The sequence below is a fragment of the Streptococcus sp. LYSM12 genome, from assembly GCF_004569635.1.
Classification (GTDB): domain Bacteria; phylum Bacillota; class Bacilli; order Lactobacillales; family Streptococcaceae; genus Streptococcus.
The window spans coordinates 1-13,612 of record NZ_SPOZ01000037.1 but is presented as its reverse complement, the minus strand read 5'-3'; the positions used below and the strand labels follow the sequence as shown (position 1 = coordinate 13,612).

Sequence of the window (13,612 nt, the reverse complement as noted above, 5' to 3'; positions counted from 1 at the left end):
ACGTTTATTTTTGAATGATAGCGATTGAGCGAATGTTATAAAATTAAAAAACGCTGTTTTATCAACTGTTTAGATATTGTTAATGGTTCAGTTTATAGTAAGAGATATTTATGCTATAATAAAGAAATTATATCCAAAGTCCTTGATTTCAATGGTTTTCTGAGGTGTACAAGTGGCTTTACTACGTTTTCCACTACGTGGTCAGACAGCGATGAAGTTGGCCAGTTTATCTGCCACATCATCTTTTTGAGATTTTGTAAGGTGGGTATATAAATCTAGTGTGATAGAGATTTTAGCATGACCTAACCTTTCTTGTGCTATTTTCGCAGGGATGCCAGCTTCAAAAAGTAAGGAAGCATGCGTATGTCTAAAGCCATGAGGTGTAATTACTTTGAGATTGTGTTTTTTTGCAGTGGTTCTAATCCTGGCTCGTATTGCATTTTGTGTTACATTAAATAGCCTAAACGATCCGTGCAAGGGGATTGGAAAGTGTTTAATATATTGCTTGGCTAGGCGCATGCTTTCTTTATCCATAGAAATTATACGAATACTTCTTTTAGTTTTGGGTTTTTGAATGACATAGCCTGGATTGGTGTATGCTAATGTTTTGGTAACACTAATTGTCCCATTGACAAAATCAAAATCAGTATTTTCTAACGCTACTAACTCGCCAACTCGTAGCCCGCCGTAGCTCAGTATTCGATAGATTAGAAGTCGTTCCAAGTCTTCTGTCTCTTCAACAATTTTTAGAAATTGAGCAAGTTCATCTTTTGTATAGAAATTATCAAATTTTTCACTTTTAGGAATATGCGCTCCTTTTGCTCGTATGGTACGATCTAGTGGATTATTTTCAATAATTCCCATATGAATGGCATATCTAAAAATTCGATTGGCAATGCTGATATATAAACTATAAGCTGCGTTACTGGCCAGATCATTGACCAACCTTTGGCAAACCATAACATTTATTTTATTGAGTGGTAGGTGACCTAAAACGGGTTTTATTTTAACTTTAAAATAGTTCTCCGTTGTTTTATAAGTTGTTATTTTCACAGTATTTTTATACTGCTCAAACCACAATTCAGCTACTTCGTCAAAGGTGGTCTGGTCATTGCATCTCCATGCGCCCTGGCGTTGAAATTCTTCAACGAGTTTGACCTCAACTCTCTTAGCTTCCGCTTGAGTTTTAAACCCCTGTCGAGTCGTTCTAACTTGTTTACCAGTCATAGGGTCAACTCCTAAATAGGCTTGTAACTTGTAGGCGGTAGAACCGTCCTTTTTCGTATATTTTGTAATCATTTGTTATTCCTTTCTCTTTTTTCAACGCTGGGGAATGCTGATTTTTGAGATAGGATATTGGCATCACCTCCTTTTTATGATAAAATGGGTATAACAAAATGACCTTTTGAATGGTTGTTTGTTATTCAATCTTTTTTCTCCCCACACTTAGACTTGGCGGTTGTGAGTGTGGGGAGTTTTTTGTTTTATTTCAGATTAGCGATTGCATAATCTGCTTCTTCTTGCGTGAATTTTTCGCCATACTCTGAAACGAGTTGTTCGCGAATCGCTTCCGGAGACATTGACATTTGTTTTTGGTAAGACTCTGCTTTTTTCAAGGCATTGGCTTTATAATCTGCTTTTAAATTATCAACGGCATATTGAGCTTCTTCTTGCGTGAATTTTTCACCACTCTCAGAGATAAGCTGGTCATAGATACCTACTTTAGACATTGACATATTTTTAGAATAAGATTCTGCTTTTTTCAAAGCATTAGCATTATAATCAGCGTTAAGGTTATCAATTGCATATTGAGCTGCTTCGGGAGCAAATTTTTCGCCGTATTCTGATGTTAATTGTTCATAAATGCCAGTTTTAGACATAGACATAGCTTTAGAGTAATTTTCTGCTTTCTTGAGTGCAGACTTATACTCAGTAGGAACATTTTCTTCTGCTTTTGCTGGTTATTTATTTGCTTCAGTAGAAGTGGTTGTTTCTACTTGTGTTTCTTTGGTAGTTGATGTTGTGGTATCTTTTTTATCCGTTCCACCAAATATAGCACCTAAAACGACCAATACAACGACAACACCTAGGCAACCTAAGCAACCTTGTTTTTTATTATTTTTCATAATGTTTCTCCTTCAGCTTTTAGTGTGGATCAGTGGTTGCACATATTATTTTAATTTTCTCTATAAACTTTCATCACTTCCCTGGTGGTTCGGAAGTGTGTAGGAGTTTTTATCTTTTCTTATTATACGTGTAAATTCGTACTGCTTGCGATATTGGTATATTGAAGAAGTCTGAATCATGAGTTACAATATCGTACCCTTCTATTATCGCTTTCTTCAAATAGAGAGCGTCATTGATATCGTTCATGTGTTGCGTTAAGGATGAAATATCATCAAAATCAGCATTATCAAAGTCGATAACTGTTATTTTGGGGACAATTTCTGTCTCCAGTGTATCTATAACCTCATCGTAAACATCTAAAAAGTGTTGAGTGTGTTGGTAGTCTTTTTTGAAATCAAACCCATCTTCAGTGTATCCATGCTCTCGGCAGTATTGTTTGTAACCTGTACGAGTAAAATAATTAATAAATTCGGAGATTGATAGAGTAGTTATAAAAAGAGGGTTTCCCTGAGCTTTGGCACGTTCCCACATTTTATCGTACTTATGTGTTTGGCCACTTTGAAGGTAGATTAAAACATTTACATCAATTAATAATTTCCTTTCGGGGCTAAATGATAGACGCTCCATGTTATAAACAGTTGTTGTCATAGACCAAGCTCCGCATCTAATTCATCGGCTAGCATTTGGCGAAATTCTTTATCTTGCTTACGCTTATTTCTGCTATTTTTCAGAGAGCGTTCAATTGTACGTCTGTCAGCCTGATGGATTGTATTTGGATTAACTTTGATAAGGCTTCTCAGAGTCTCTGGATCCGCAACGTCATAGAGTTGCCCAAGAGCTGTATTAGAAAAAGCAGAAATCAAATCAGTGATTCCTTCAAAGTCTAAAGTTGTTTCAATACCCTGTTCGATATTCTCTTTCAAGATACGAAATACAATGTCTCCTTTGTCCGACGTTACTGCAAGATTATCTCCGATAACGTCCTTTATATACAGTGTTTGCATGTTTTGTACTCCTTTTAAAAATTAAAAGTATCCTCATTATCGATTTTAACATTTTTCCGTGGCTTTAAACAATTATTTATATCAAATTCTATTCAAAGTAGTGTGCCGCGAAATCTTTGAGGCATTGTAACTGTTTCGATTATGCCTGAAGAACTGACTGAATAATAAGCTTGATTTGATACCAGTTTTAATTGACCTCTGTTATGAAGCAATTCTTTTATACTGTAGAGACCAACTCCGCCCTCTTTGCGTCTCTTGGTTGTATTTCCATCGATAAAAGCCCATTCGACAGCTTCTACATCAGTCTTTAGGTGAGGCTGTCTTTCTTTAACCTTTGCAGGAACCCCGACACCTAAATCAGAAATTGCTAGTCTTAAGATCCCGGTCTTTGGATAGTGCTGACCACAAATATAAAACCTATCTGCTCCAGAATGATCTCTTACATTATGAATGATTTCAAATATGCAATATGAAATTTCTTTTAGAAAGTCATCAGAAATTTTAGTTCCGATAGCAGAGAATACCTCTTCTTTTATATATTCGTAAATGTAAGCATCTTTTGAAGTATTATCAGCAAAAAAAGTTATTGTTGTATTATATGTATCAAGCAGTTTTTCTCCTAAACCATAATATGGAAAGAAATTATTTTTTTGTAAGATAGTCTTAACTTTTTCTGGCATTGTTTCAATATCCACGCTGACACTTTTAGTAGTTTGCAGAGCTAATTCAAACATCATTGAGAGCAAAACAGTCATTTCTGCATCTATCCAATTAGTCCTTGAAAAATCAAAGAGAATGCTATCGAACTTAGTTGCTTTGCTTATAGCAGTAATGAATTCAATATTTAAAATTAACAAATATTGAACATCAAGCTTAATTTCCGCCGGGACTTTAATAGTATAAGTAGCCATTTGTTCTTATCTCCCAACTATTTTTACAATAATCTCCTTTTATTCAATCAATCCGTAAAACTCCTCTTTGACCATAGCCTCATCAGCAAGCGAGGTCAGCTCGTATTTTTCCATAAAATGGATGTAGTTAAAACTTGATACGTCGTCCCACAAATCCAACTCTTCTTTCAAAAGATGATGTATCATACATCTATCTGCTTGAATTTCACAATACTCGCGATTGCGTTCGTAGTATGTTGGGTCGTGGTCTTTGTGACCTAGCTCATGATAGATTCGTTTCTTTTTCTCGTCGTCGTTTAGATAAGCGTCAATAGCAATGACTTTATGTTTTTTATTAAACATGCCTTTGCTATCTGTTCCTCTGCCATCAAAATATACTAAGTCTATGCCATTTTCAGCGCAGATTGATTCGGGTGACATCATCAGCAATCAGTCCTTATTTCTGTTTTTTATTCTTGTTTCTAAAATTGAAGTAATGAGATCTATATCCTCATCGTTTAGTTCGTGACCGTCGTAAAAGAATGTTTCTTCTGCGTCTTTTTTGAGGTCTATTTCTGCGGGTGTTTCATCGGAAGCAACTCTTGGGTTATCTGTCCGACCTAGCAAATAATCGGTGGATACGTTGAAGTAGTCAGCTATTTGTTGCAACTTTTCAGAACCAGGCTGATTTCTTTTGAGTGCATAGATTGTATTTCGACTGTATCCTAACTTTTCTTCTAAAGAATTTATTGAAAGACCTTGTTTTTTTGCAAGTTCTTTAATCCTTTCAAATGTAGTAAACATTGATTTATCAACCTTTCTAAGAGATTGACAAAAAATATTTAAAGAATTTTAATAAAATGCTTGACAAAAAGCGGATAATTCTCTAAAATAGTTTTTGTAAGATGATTGAGTTAGAAAAAACGAAGTTAAAAACATTCTAAAAATTAAATATAACACGGTCGCCAAACTGTATTTATAAATGATTAGAAGTGTTCTAGACGTTGTTTTTACTATGACTTAATTTTAAAGAATTTTAATAATTTTGTCAAGAGATTTAATGAAATTTTCTAACTATTTCGCTTACAAACAAATAAAACACCTCCCAGCTGCTATCTGGAAGGTGCTACGGAAATTATTCTGCTCAAACTAATAGCAGTAGCTAACAACACTTCGCTGGTATCGCCCCCAGCACTGCAGTTGAAATAGTTAGTGACTTTGGTCTACGAGAAGCTGCGCTTTTTTACGTGGCTACCCCCCACGGCTGAACTCGCACCTATTTTTACGACTCTTGTTTGTCTACGCTGGCAACCAGACCAGAAATAAGTTTAACTACTGAGACACAGTACCTTTCAAAAATTCTGCCAATTTGCATCAGCTCCTTTCTGTTATTAAAGGTAAATTTATTATACAGAATGTCAGAAGTTTTGTAAAGGTTTTCACTGAAAAAGTCTTGAGCAGATACGATTTCCGTTATTTTCTTATACTATTTATTTCTTACAAGAAAGGAGAAAACTTATGCCAGATACAGATAGCGGACGCCAAAAAATCCTAGATTATCTTGACAAAAACAATATCACGTTGACTACACTTGCTGTCCAATACGGGATGGTGCGTCAAGATGTCACGAATATTTTGAACGGTAAATTAAAAAATCCACAAGCAAATCGTTTCATTGCTCGTGTGATTGAAGATTTTAAAATTCGGTAGAAAGGAGCGACATGCCCGCAAAACTCATTGCCAACTGGCAAAAGAAAAACTACCAGCTTAGTCAACTGATAGTTGATAGTCTCGAGGGACTGGATGTTTGGGAGACTGTGCTGGCGCTTGGAACGATAGCAAAAATTAAACAATGGTAACTAAACACAAAAAGCCACTGCGGGAACAGTGACTTACACAAAAAACTTACTTAGATTATATCACGAACGAGGTGATGATGCAATGGATATACAAGCTGGTTACAATGAGCTAATCCTTTCAATCGCTAAAGATATCGCTGAAAAAGCCATTGAAGCGATAAATGAGCGTGACAAGGATACATGGCTCACACAACAGGAGCTTATGGAGCAAGAGCGCATATCGTGGCAGGAAGTCAAACGAATGGAAAGCTACGGTCTTAAATCCTACAAAAAAGGCAAATACAAGGAATATTGTCTTGCGGATGTAAACGAAATTAAACACTTAATGAAAAGATAAAGCGCTGGGGAGTGCTGAAAGAGGTAAATATGTTTAGAAAACTATGCGCAGATTACTTGATTGACCAAGTACGAAAAAGCAAATTGTCAAGTGATGAAAAGTCGAAGTTTATGTGCTTTATCAAGCTCATTTTACAGGGACTGAATGAAGCGGAAGAAGTTGTTTATAACTTGGATGAAATAGAAAGGACACTAGCCTAATGATTGAAGTGACAAAAGAAAAATATATGGAACTCAAATCTGAAATCGTGAGGCTTAGAGAAGAGAACGCGCTTTTAAAGGCAGGTTTGGATTCGGTGCGGATAATTGCTGAAAATGTGAGAGGTGTGGTGGTATGAAAATAACAGTAGTAGATACCCTCACAAACTCAAGAGGTTTTTATTGGGTAGAGGGTGATACAGTGTTTTTAGCTAGTCATCTATCAGAGGAACAGCGAAGGAAAATTATTAAACGGTTGGAGGAGAAATATGAGTAAAGCAGAACAAATACGTGTTTATTATCGTGAACATCCTAATGCGACATGCGAAGAAGTGGCTGATGCTTTAAACTTTGACGTCGGCTTTGTGCGTTCAAATGTTAGCAGAGATATAAACCAGTATAAAATCTGCATTCGCAAAGAGGACGGATCGCTTGATTATGATTATTACTACAAGATAAGCGAAGAAAAGAAAGAGTTCCTCGCTTACACGAAGGAAGTTTTACTAGAACTTGTTGAGCAACTGCGTAGTGCGAATCGGCGGGAAACTGATAGTAATCAAATCCGTTTGAACTGTAAAGAAATCCGCTCACTATTACAGGAGATTGCAAAGTTATGACACAAGATGAATTGATTGAGATGATGAACAGCGATGTGGCAATCGGTGTTAGAGAGTGGATTCAGTTACGTGACCATTATTTGCAATGTATCATGAGTTTTGAAATGGGTTATCGACTATCTTATATCACAGAATATGTCAAATTCTTAGAAGACTATTTTATGGAGGGCTTATGAAATTTTATATTACAGATGATAAACGCATCATAGTAGAGATGCAGTCTTACGATCGATTTGATACTCAAGCGACTGGGTTTGTTCCGGTTCCTGGAGTGAAGATCCAGATGACGGAAAAAGAATTCGCTGAAGAATTGACCGTAAAAATACGTAAGGCAATTGCCTCTGTTTTAAAAGAGTATCAACCTGGGGTGGCAGAACTTCCCCTAAAGTCAATATTTGAGGAAAAATGCAATCAAATTAGGCAATCCTATGATACAGAGGAAGCAGTCGCAGATGTTATTCGTACTTGGGACTGTGCTACATTAACAGATGAGGAGTGGACATGAAAATTACGAAAGCAACAGATATTGAGCGAACTAAGAATTGGCGTGTTTTACTATACGGAAAACCTGGGCTTGGTAAAACAAGTGTGATTAAGACTTTGAAAGGTAGGACGTTACTTCTTGACATGGACCATTCTAGTAAGGTCCTTGGTGGCACAGAAAATATCGATATTATCTCATTTGACAGAAATCATCCTTCTGAATTTATGAATACATTTTTGACAGAAGTAGATGATGTACTTGAAGAATACGATAATCTTGTGATTGATAACCTCACTAGTTTTCAATCCGACTGGTTTGTCGAAGCGGGAAAATCGTCAAAAAATGGTATCTCAAACGAGTTACAACATTACAACCAATGGACCAACTATTTCTTGCGGGTATTAACGGCTATTTATTCTAAGCCAGTTAATATATTTGTGACAGCTTGGGAGGATACAAGAGAGTTATCACTGGACTCAGGACAGTTAATTACGCAGTATGTACCACAGATTCGGACAAATGTACTAAACCAACTGCTTGGTTTGACAGATGTTGTTGGTCGGATCATTATCAACAGTAAGACCAGCAATCGTGGAGTTGTCTTAGAAGGTTCAGAAGGAACATACGCTAAAAATCGCTTGGACAGTCGCACGGCATGTTCAATAGAGGAGTTGTTTACTTTTGACATTTAAATTATTTGATTATCAGTTAGATTTAATTGAACAGGCACGCACTCATATAGCAGACAAAAATGTGATGATTGTCAGCCCTCCTGGGAGCGGTAAGTCCGTTGTTATTTCAGAGATTATTAAGCGAGCTACAGATAAAGGTGGTAGAGTGTTGTTTCTAGTCCACCGGAAAGAATTGGTTGAGCAGATTACAAATAGTTTGATGATTCATGGGGTGAATCTTGAATATGTGGATCTATTAACGGTTGGAAAGGCAAAAAATCGTTTATCGGTATTACGGAAACCAACTCTCATCATCACAGACGAAGGGCATCACGGTAAAGCTAGTACTTATCAAGCTATTTACCAGCGCTTTTCAAATGTGGCACGGCTTGGCTTTACGGCCACTCCGTGGCGTATGTCAGGCGTTGGATTTACAGATACGTATGACGTCATGGTTGAAGGGAAATCGGTACAATGGTTGATTGATAATCATCATTTAGCTCATTGTAGGTATTTTAGCCTGTTAGCTATTGATATCTCTAAACTAAGAACAAGAAACGGAGAATATACAAATCGTTCGATTGATGAAGCATTTGGTAAAGCTATTTATGGCGATGTTGTCAGTGAATATCGGAAGCGAGCAGCTAGGCAACAGGCTATCTTATATGCGCACTCAATAGAAGCGTCTAAGAGCTTTTCTAAGGAGTTCAACGAAGCGGGTATAGCATCCGTCCATATAGATTCTAAAACGCCAAAAATCGAACGAGAGAAACGTATGCAGGCTTTTAGAAACGGAGATATAAAAGTTCTCTGCAATGTAGATTTAATTTCTGAGGGTTTCGATGTACCAGATTGTTCGGTGACTATTTTATGTAGACCAACAAAATCGCTTGTCTTATATCTCCAGCAATCTATGCGGTCCATGCGTTATCAGCCGGGAAAAATCGCAACGATTATTGATTGTGTGGTCAATTGGAAAATACATGGGTTACCCTATACACCACACGACTGGAAGTCTTATTTTAAAGGTGGATGGAAGAAAAAGAAAAAATCAGAAAATATCATCCAAGCAAAAGAATGTCCCGAGTGTTCGGCGATGTGGCCTTTAAATCAGTCAATCTGCGATATGTGTGGATATGATTTTGGTGAGCGAGAACAGGCTGAGAAACAACGCATAGCAGCAGAATTGGTTGAAATAAAGCGACAAGAATTTCAGCTGATGCGGATAGCTGGACGCAAGTATGGATCAGATTTGTCACAAAATTGGCAGATTGCAAAAGCAAGAGCTAAGGTAAATGGCGGGAAGCCATTATACAAACTGCTATTTTACTATGTAGGAAACACCAAAGTGCATGTGTCAGATGATGATATTATTCGCATGACTGGTGTTTCTGGTCGAGAATATCACAATGCCCTTCAATGGGTCAAAAAACAAAAAAATAAAATTATTACGAGGTATTAAAAATGGGATTTACAACAGATTTTTCAGAAGTAAAAGAGTTTTCGGACTTTAAAGAACAAGACTATGAAATGATTGTCTTTGATGCCTATGAAGCGGAGAACAAGAATGATAAGATGCGTGTTGTGATTGATTATGTGGTTCGAAATGATGTGCAACAAGAGAAACAAAACTCGCATTTATGGGATGAGCAGTATAAATCGTCACAAACAGGGAAGTATCATATGGGTATCTTAATGGGGAAAGCGAAGGCTCTTGGTATTCCTGAGGGTAAGCATTATGACAGTTTCGAAGCCTTTCTTAATGATTTCAAAGGTCGCACAGCTAAGATCCGTGTGAAACTAGAAGAATATAACTGTGATAAGTATCCAAAAGTTCGCTATACGAATCCAACGGATATTCCATCTTGTCATCATGTTTGGAAAGAAAAAACGGATGCAGCATCCACAACCATTAATGAAGATGGACTGCCGTTTTAATCACTAAAGGAGTATTATGAAAGAACTATCCGATTCGCTTAGCCGATTGCTCTATCAAATAGACTGGGGCTCCAGTCTATTTGGCGAATCGGTACTAAAAGCGGAATTAAAAAAACAACTGTATAAAATTCATTATGTAGACGATAAAAACCAAGTTTATTATTATTTTGAATCTACAAATGTCGAACCAAAAGACATCGGTTATTTTGCAAATGATGGTCGAAAAACCTATCGATTTATTTACGGGGAGGTCTGGATGTCGAATGAAACGGATGATAATCCAGCTACTGTCAAATACTCCTCCGAGAAGAACTTTCCACCTTTTGCAAAGTTAATTATCGACTATCTTATCGGAAAATATGCGATTATAGAGGGTTATCTTTATGATGTCAGTGCTCGACAATTCCGATTGTTAGATGAGTATGCTTTACAGACTAAGTACGGATTTAAGGATGCTAATCACATCATGGAAATCTTATCTGGGATTCATTACTATCTGAATGTGAAACCAATCAATTATATCCAATTGTCTCAAATAGCTTGCCAAGATTTTATCATCGACCTAGAACGAAGTGAGTTACTACATGAACCGCCTAAACAAAATGTATCGTATTTCAAGTATTATCCCGTAAAGTTATCTGATGCACAGAATTCACAGAAAATCGCACAGGAATTTTTGGAATATGTTATCGCTGATGATCAATCGTTACACAATGCGCGGTTACAAGCCTATTACATGGCTCAAGTGGCATGTGGAATTAGGCCGAAAACAAATTTCTTTATCTCAAAGTCTGGGGTACGAACAGGGAAAGGGTTGCGACACATAGTGCTGTCAGGTTTGTTTAAGAGAATTGATGTCGAATTGGATACGTTGAAATCAAATGGATTTGAAGCCTTGCAAGCCTGGGCGATGTTTTCGGGAGGCGAAATGGCTCTTGCAACAGAACAAGGTGATATTCAAGGGCTTGCAATGGAACGAGTGCTAAAGATTATTGCGACAGAGCGTACACATGTGGCACGTTCTATCGGACAGAATCAATCGCTCGTCCATTTGTCAAGTGTTCTCTGTATTGATACAAATAGGACTGTCGCCCTATCTGATGAAATGAATGGTCGTAAGGTTCTGATCCAGTATCAAGACAGACCGGAGGGTGAAACGGATTTTGAACGCGAGGAGGCATTTGCGAAATACTGGCAGGCGTTTACGAATCGGGATAAATCGCCAAAACTATCTGGTAGCCTAGGTTTTCTGCTCAATTCTATGGAGTATTTCAAGCAACAGAGTAAAATGTACCTGTGGAAGAATGTGGAAGTTTTCAACGATATTGACTTGGATGATTTCCAAATTGCTTTAATCAACGCTTTGCAAGAAGTTGATTTTGTGCAACGAACTGGAAATAAGGAAGTGATTGACTTGGCCTACGCAATTTATAGGGGTAGCAATAAGCTGTTGGGTAAGGCAATTTCAGAAATCGGTGTAGAAGCAATATCTAAAACAGTGAATGGAAAGACCGTTCGAGGGTACATCATTGGAAATCAAAGGCGTTTTGAGAAGTTCATTCTTTAAAATTGCGCATAAAACACGCAATACTTTGCTTATTGCGTAATTGATTTGAAACTTAGAGCAACAAGGGATTAAGAGATTTAAAATTTACAAATTACGCAATTACGGTTAAATCAATAAAGACAATAATTGTTTAAGTTATTTATATATATGGTAAGTAAAGGGTAGGGTAGGGGTCAATTGCGTAATTGCGTAATTAAAACGTGAAATCCTTAGAGTCACAAGGTTTTTCAGCATTACGCATAAAACACGCAAAGGAGGTTTATCCGTGTCTAATCATCAGACAGCATTGAATTTTTTGAAAAAAGGCTATCAAGTCATTCCACTTAGCCGAAAGACTGGCAATCCGATTATTAAATTCAAGGATATTTCGATAACGGAAGAGATTATCAAATCGGTTAATTGGTTAAATTGTGATTATGCGCTTCTTATGCGAGGAGTGTGGGCAATCGATATTGATACACATGAACTCGATGAGACGACAGCAAAAGGTCTCAAATGGCTAATACAAACGTGTGGAGCGGATATTTTACGAATCACTACGACTGAACAATATGACAACGGATTAGATGGTTATAGCTCACTGTTGAATAGCGAGTATAAAGAGGAATTGCTTGATAATTTCAGTAGGACCTTTATTGAAGTCACAGCAAGCGGCGGTATGCATATCCTATTTAAAAAACGTGACGATATTCCATATGCGCAAAAACCCAAAATTATGAAAGGCATTGACATTAAAGCGCATGATAACAATTATGTGAAGATATTTCCGTCAGAAGGTAGGGAGGTATTACAAGCAGTTAGTGCCTTACCATGTTATGAAGGAGAATTTGAAAAACAAGCCTTTAAGCCGAAACAACAAATCATTACGCAGTATTTTAGTGAATCGTTGCCAACCAAAATAAATAATGGTACACATGAAGGGCGTGAAGCTTATGAACGAGTAACAACTGGGACATGTATGAACCGAAACGATGATTTATTTAAAGCGGCATGTTGGGCCTTTGAGAATGGACATCCTATTGAGAGTTTAGCTGCAATCATTGGCACTGTTAAAGGTCGTGATGTATTTACTAGAGAGGAGTTTGAAAGAACTATTGAATCAGCAAGGAATACAGTCAACTACGTTATTATCGGAACATGATGTGCAGAACTTGATTCGTATGGAATTGGCGAAGCGGAATATTATTTGTTTTCGTGCCAATGTTGGTAAAGTCCGCATAGCAGATGGACGATATTTCGATACAGGACTACCGAAAGGTTTTAGCGATCTGTTTGGTTTTAGACCAGATGGACAGATATTTTTCATTGAAGTTAAAAACAAGATAGGTCGAGTTAGACCTGAGCAAGTAAAATTTATTGAGCGAATGCGCTCATCCGGTGCTTTGGCGGGAGTGGCTAGAAATATCGCCGAAGCCCTGGAAATTATAGAAATCGAGGAGGTGGAGTGATGCAGCTTGGTATTTCTTCCGCAGAAGTAAGACTAGTTGCTGAATTTTTGTCGCAGTATAATTTGTCAAATGATGACCCGAAGTACGAAGAGGGTTATCGTCAAGCTATTGAAGATATGAAGGAATTATTATCCGAAAAAATTCGTCAGAATGTAGAAAGAGTGTGGGAGGAGATGGAGAAAGCATATGTTTAGAAATATTGGTTTTTTGATAGTATTCTTTGCGGCAATGGGTAAAATCGGTGTGCATTTTAGCACATTTGAAGCGGTGCTTGTTGGCATAGGTGCTAGTTTAATGTTTAGTGGAGGTAAGAAAAAAGATGACACAGTTTAACAACATAACGAAGCCGAAACACTACCAAGGTAAACATGGCCTTGAAGCTATGGCAGTTGTCGATAATTTTATCGGCAACTTAGCAGGGAAAGCAGCTTACTGCTGGGGCAATGTTATTAAGTATCTGCTACGCTTTCAAA

General features: G+C 37.3%; 26 protein-coding genes and 1 pseudogene. 18 read left to right on the top strand and 9 right to left on the bottom strand.

All coding sequences use genetic code 11. The annotated features are described in order from the left end of the window. Window positions 1–201 precede the first annotated feature (201 nt). From E4T79_RS10040 to E4T79_RS10010, 9 genes and pseudogenes are all read right to left on the bottom strand, one after another. On the bottom strand, window positions 202–1,299 hold the full coding sequence (locus E4T79_RS10040; RefSeq protein ID WP_135029918.1) for a site-specific integrase: 1,098 nt from the start codon (window positions 1,297–1,299) through the stop codon (window positions 202–204). A gap of 185 nt (window positions 1,300–1,484) precedes the next feature. After that, complete coding sequence (locus E4T79_RS11245) at window positions 1,485–1,802, bottom strand: Ltp family lipoprotein (RefSeq protein ID WP_280643163.1); 318 nt, start codon at window positions 1,800–1,802, stop codon at window positions 1,485–1,487. Then, a pseudogene (locus tag E4T79_RS11470) lies at window positions 1,803–1,919 on the bottom strand (Ltp family lipoprotein); the annotation flags it as partial. Window positions 1,920–1,961: 42 nt separating this feature from the next. Next, a complete protein-coding gene (locus tag E4T79_RS11240) occupies window positions 1,962–2,126 on the bottom strand; it encodes a hypothetical protein (protein WP_194183828.1) in 165 nt (54 codons plus the stop codon). Window positions 2,127–2,235: 109 nt separating this feature from the next. After that, window positions 2,236–2,775: a PIN domain-containing protein gene (locus tag E4T79_RS10030; RefSeq protein ID WP_135029914.1), complete on the bottom strand. Its 540-nt coding sequence runs from the start codon at window positions 2,773–2,775 to the stop codon at window positions 2,236–2,238. After that, entirely contained in the window at window positions 2,772–3,131 is a 360-nt protein-coding gene (locus tag E4T79_RS10025; RefSeq protein ID WP_135029912.1) for a DUF4325 domain-containing protein, read from the bottom strand. The genes E4T79_RS10030 and E4T79_RS10025 overlap by 4 nt, the downstream gene beginning before the upstream one ends. A 92-nt stretch (window positions 3,132–3,223) precedes the next feature. Next, window positions 3,224–4,042, bottom strand: a complete 819-nt coding sequence (locus E4T79_RS10020; protein ID WP_228063846.1) for an ATP-binding protein — start codon at window positions 4,040–4,042, stop codon at window positions 3,224–3,226. Between the two features lie 39 nt (window positions 4,043–4,081). Then, window positions 4,082–4,465, bottom strand: coding sequence for an ImmA/IrrE family metallo-endopeptidase (locus tag E4T79_RS10015; protein WP_135029910.1), 384 nt, complete (start codon window positions 4,463–4,465; stop codon window positions 4,082–4,084). A 6-nt stretch (window positions 4,466–4,471) separates the two neighbouring features. After that, a complete protein-coding gene (locus E4T79_RS10010) occupies window positions 4,472–4,825 on the bottom strand; it encodes a helix-turn-helix transcriptional regulator (protein ID WP_135029908.1) in 354 nt (117 codons plus the stop codon). Window positions 4,826–5,539: 714 nt separating this feature from the next. Here E4T79_RS10010 and E4T79_RS10005 point away from each other — a divergent pair. From E4T79_RS10005 to E4T79_RS09945, 18 genes are all read left to right on the top strand, one after another. After that, the gene (locus E4T79_RS10005; RefSeq protein ID WP_135029906.1) at window positions 5,540–5,731 is read left to right on the top strand and encodes a hypothetical protein; all 192 of its coding nucleotides are present in this window, start codon (window positions 5,540–5,542) and stop codon (window positions 5,729–5,731) included. An 11-nt stretch (window positions 5,732–5,742) separates the two neighbouring features. After that, window positions 5,743–5,880: a hypothetical protein gene (locus E4T79_RS11170; protein ID WP_167752680.1), complete on the top strand. Its 138-nt coding sequence runs from the start codon at window positions 5,743–5,745 to the stop codon at window positions 5,878–5,880. Between the two features lie 82 nt (window positions 5,881–5,962). Then, window positions 5,963–6,217 (top strand): hypothetical protein, encoded by a 255-nt coding sequence (locus tag E4T79_RS10000; RefSeq protein WP_135029904.1) that lies wholly within the window; start codon window positions 5,963–5,965, stop codon window positions 6,215–6,217. Window positions 6,218–6,246: 29 nt separating this feature from the next. Further along, a complete protein-coding gene (locus E4T79_RS11165) occupies window positions 6,247–6,417 on the top strand; it encodes a hypothetical protein (RefSeq protein WP_167752679.1) in 171 nt (56 codons plus the stop codon). Beyond that, window positions 6,417–6,554, top strand: a complete 138-nt coding sequence (locus E4T79_RS11160) for a hypothetical protein (RefSeq protein WP_167743239.1) — start codon at window positions 6,417–6,419, stop codon at window positions 6,552–6,554. Before E4T79_RS11165 ends, E4T79_RS11160 begins: the two co-directional genes overlap by 1 nt. Next, on the top strand, window positions 6,551–6,691 hold the full coding sequence (locus E4T79_RS11155; protein ID WP_167752678.1) for a hypothetical protein: 141 nt from the start codon (window positions 6,551–6,553) through the stop codon (window positions 6,689–6,691). Before E4T79_RS11160 ends, E4T79_RS11155 begins: the two co-directional genes overlap by 4 nt. Continuing rightward, the gene (locus E4T79_RS09995; RefSeq protein WP_135029902.1) at window positions 6,684–7,031 is read left to right on the top strand and encodes a hypothetical protein; all 348 of its coding nucleotides are present in this window, start codon (window positions 6,684–6,686) and stop codon (window positions 7,029–7,031) included. The genes E4T79_RS11155 and E4T79_RS09995 overlap by 8 nt, the downstream gene beginning before the upstream one ends. Further along, window positions 7,028–7,207 carry a hypothetical protein gene (locus tag E4T79_RS09990; protein WP_135029900.1) on the top strand — a complete coding sequence of 60 codons (180 nt, stop codon included), beginning with the start codon at window positions 7,028–7,030 and terminating at the stop codon, window positions 7,205–7,207. The genes E4T79_RS09995 and E4T79_RS09990 overlap by 4 nt, the downstream gene beginning before the upstream one ends. Next, window positions 7,204–7,536, top strand: coding sequence for a hypothetical protein (locus tag E4T79_RS09985; protein WP_135029898.1), 333 nt, complete (start codon window positions 7,204–7,206; stop codon window positions 7,534–7,536). Before E4T79_RS09990 ends, E4T79_RS09985 begins: the two co-directional genes overlap by 4 nt. Further along, a complete protein-coding gene (locus E4T79_RS09980) occupies window positions 7,533–8,207 on the top strand; it encodes an AAA family ATPase (RefSeq protein WP_135029896.1) in 675 nt (224 codons plus the stop codon). The genes E4T79_RS09985 and E4T79_RS09980 overlap by 4 nt, the downstream gene beginning before the upstream one ends. Next, on the top strand, window positions 8,197–9,648 hold the full coding sequence (locus tag E4T79_RS09975) for a DEAD/DEAH box helicase (protein WP_135029894.1): 1,452 nt from the start codon (window positions 8,197–8,199) through the stop codon (window positions 9,646–9,648). The genes E4T79_RS09980 and E4T79_RS09975 overlap by 11 nt, the downstream gene beginning before the upstream one ends. A gap of 2 nt (window positions 9,649–9,650) precedes the next feature. Beyond that, entirely contained in the window at window positions 9,651–10,124 is a 474-nt protein-coding gene (locus E4T79_RS09970) for a DUF669 domain-containing protein (protein ID WP_135029892.1), read from the top strand. A 16-nt stretch (window positions 10,125–10,140) separates the two neighbouring features. After that, a complete protein-coding gene (locus tag E4T79_RS09965) occupies window positions 10,141–11,691 on the top strand; it encodes a phage resistance protein (protein WP_135029890.1) in 1,551 nt (516 codons plus the stop codon). A 265-nt stretch (window positions 11,692–11,956) separates the two neighbouring features. Further along, window positions 11,957–12,832, top strand: a complete 876-nt coding sequence (locus E4T79_RS09960) for a bifunctional DNA primase/polymerase (protein WP_135029888.1) — start codon at window positions 11,957–11,959, stop codon at window positions 12,830–12,832. 19 nt (window positions 12,833–12,851) lie between these two features. Further along, window positions 12,852–13,139, top strand: coding sequence for a VRR-NUC domain-containing protein (locus E4T79_RS09955; RefSeq protein WP_245168095.1), 288 nt, complete (start codon window positions 12,852–12,854; stop codon window positions 13,137–13,139). Further along, complete coding sequence (locus E4T79_RS09950; protein WP_135029886.1) at window positions 13,139–13,333, top strand: hypothetical protein; 195 nt, start codon at window positions 13,139–13,141, stop codon at window positions 13,331–13,333. The genes E4T79_RS09955 and E4T79_RS09950 overlap by 1 nt, the downstream gene beginning before the upstream one ends. After that, window positions 13,326–13,472, top strand: a complete 147-nt coding sequence (locus E4T79_RS11150) for a hypothetical protein (protein WP_167752677.1) — start codon at window positions 13,326–13,328, stop codon at window positions 13,470–13,472. Before E4T79_RS09950 ends, E4T79_RS11150 begins: the two co-directional genes overlap by 8 nt. Beyond that, on the top strand, window positions 13,459–13,612 hold a 154-nt coding region (locus E4T79_RS09945; RefSeq protein WP_135029884.1), incomplete at its 3' end, for a DUF3310 domain-containing protein. The genes E4T79_RS11150 and E4T79_RS09945, both read left to right, overlap by 14 nt.

What these genes read in the sequence shown, in the direction of transcription:
- E4T79_RS09965 (WP_135029890.1), top strand. Translation starts at nt 10,141, where the DNA reads ATGAAAGAACTATCCGATTCGCTTAGCCGATTGCTCTATCAAATAGAC.
- E4T79_RS11240 (WP_194183828.1), bottom strand. Translation starts at nt 2,126, where the DNA reads ATGAAAAATAATAAAAAACAAGGTTGCTTAGGTTGCCTAGGTGTTGTC.
- E4T79_RS09950 (WP_135029886.1), top strand. Translation starts at nt 13,139, where the DNA reads ATGCAGCTTGGTATTTCTTCCGCAGAAGTAAGACTAGTTGCTGAATTT.
- E4T79_RS09985 (WP_135029898.1), top strand. Translation starts at nt 7,204, where the DNA reads ATGAAATTTTATATTACAGATGATAAACGCATCATAGTAGAGATGCAG.
- E4T79_RS10040 (WP_135029918.1), bottom strand. Translation starts at nt 1,299, where the DNA reads ATGATTACAAAATATACGAAAAAGGACGGTTCTACCGCCTACAAGTTA.
- E4T79_RS09995 (WP_135029902.1), top strand. Translation starts at nt 6,684, where the DNA reads ATGAGTAAAGCAGAACAAATACGTGTTTATTATCGTGAACATCCTAAT.
- E4T79_RS10020 (WP_228063846.1), bottom strand. Translation starts at nt 4,042, where the DNA reads ATGGCTACTTATACTATTAAAGTCCCGGCGGAAATTAAGCTTGATGTT.
- E4T79_RS11150 (WP_167752677.1), top strand. Translation starts at nt 13,326, where the DNA reads ATGTTTAGAAATATTGGTTTTTTGATAGTATTCTTTGCGGCAATGGGT.
- E4T79_RS10025 (WP_135029912.1), bottom strand. Translation starts at nt 3,131, where the DNA reads ATGCAAACACTGTATATAAAGGACGTTATCGGAGATAATCTTGCAGTA.
- E4T79_RS10030 (WP_135029914.1), bottom strand. Translation starts at nt 2,775, where the DNA reads ATGACAACAACTGTTTATAACATGGAGCGTCTATCATTTAGCCCCGAA.
- E4T79_RS11155 (WP_167752678.1), top strand. Translation starts at nt 6,551, where the DNA reads ATGAAAATAACAGTAGTAGATACCCTCACAAACTCAAGAGGTTTTTAT.
- E4T79_RS09955 (WP_245168095.1), top strand. Translation starts at nt 12,852, where the DNA reads ATGGAATTGGCGAAGCGGAATATTATTTGTTTTCGTGCCAATGTTGGT.
- E4T79_RS10010 (WP_135029908.1), bottom strand. Translation starts at nt 4,825, where the DNA reads ATGTTTACTACATTTGAAAGGATTAAAGAACTTGCAAAAAAACAAGGT.
- E4T79_RS09970 (WP_135029892.1), top strand. Translation starts at nt 9,651, where the DNA reads ATGGGATTTACAACAGATTTTTCAGAAGTAAAAGAGTTTTCGGACTTT.
- E4T79_RS09980 (WP_135029896.1), top strand. Translation starts at nt 7,533, where the DNA reads ATGAAAATTACGAAAGCAACAGATATTGAGCGAACTAAGAATTGGCGT.
- E4T79_RS11170 (WP_167752680.1), top strand. Translation starts at nt 5,743, where the DNA reads ATGCCCGCAAAACTCATTGCCAACTGGCAAAAGAAAAACTACCAGCTT.
- E4T79_RS11160 (WP_167743239.1), top strand. Translation starts at nt 6,417, where the DNA reads ATGATTGAAGTGACAAAAGAAAAATATATGGAACTCAAATCTGAAATC.
- E4T79_RS10015 (WP_135029910.1), bottom strand. Translation starts at nt 4,465, where the DNA reads ATGATGTCACCCGAATCAATCTGCGCTGAAAATGGCATAGACTTAGTA.
- E4T79_RS09990 (WP_135029900.1), top strand. Translation starts at nt 7,028, where the DNA reads ATGACACAAGATGAATTGATTGAGATGATGAACAGCGATGTGGCAATC.
- E4T79_RS10000 (WP_135029904.1), top strand. Translation starts at nt 5,963, where the DNA reads ATGGATATACAAGCTGGTTACAATGAGCTAATCCTTTCAATCGCTAAA.
- E4T79_RS11165 (WP_167752679.1), top strand. Translation starts at nt 6,247, where the DNA reads ATGTTTAGAAAACTATGCGCAGATTACTTGATTGACCAAGTACGAAAA.
- E4T79_RS10005 (WP_135029906.1), top strand. Translation starts at nt 5,540, where the DNA reads ATGCCAGATACAGATAGCGGACGCCAAAAAATCCTAGATTATCTTGAC.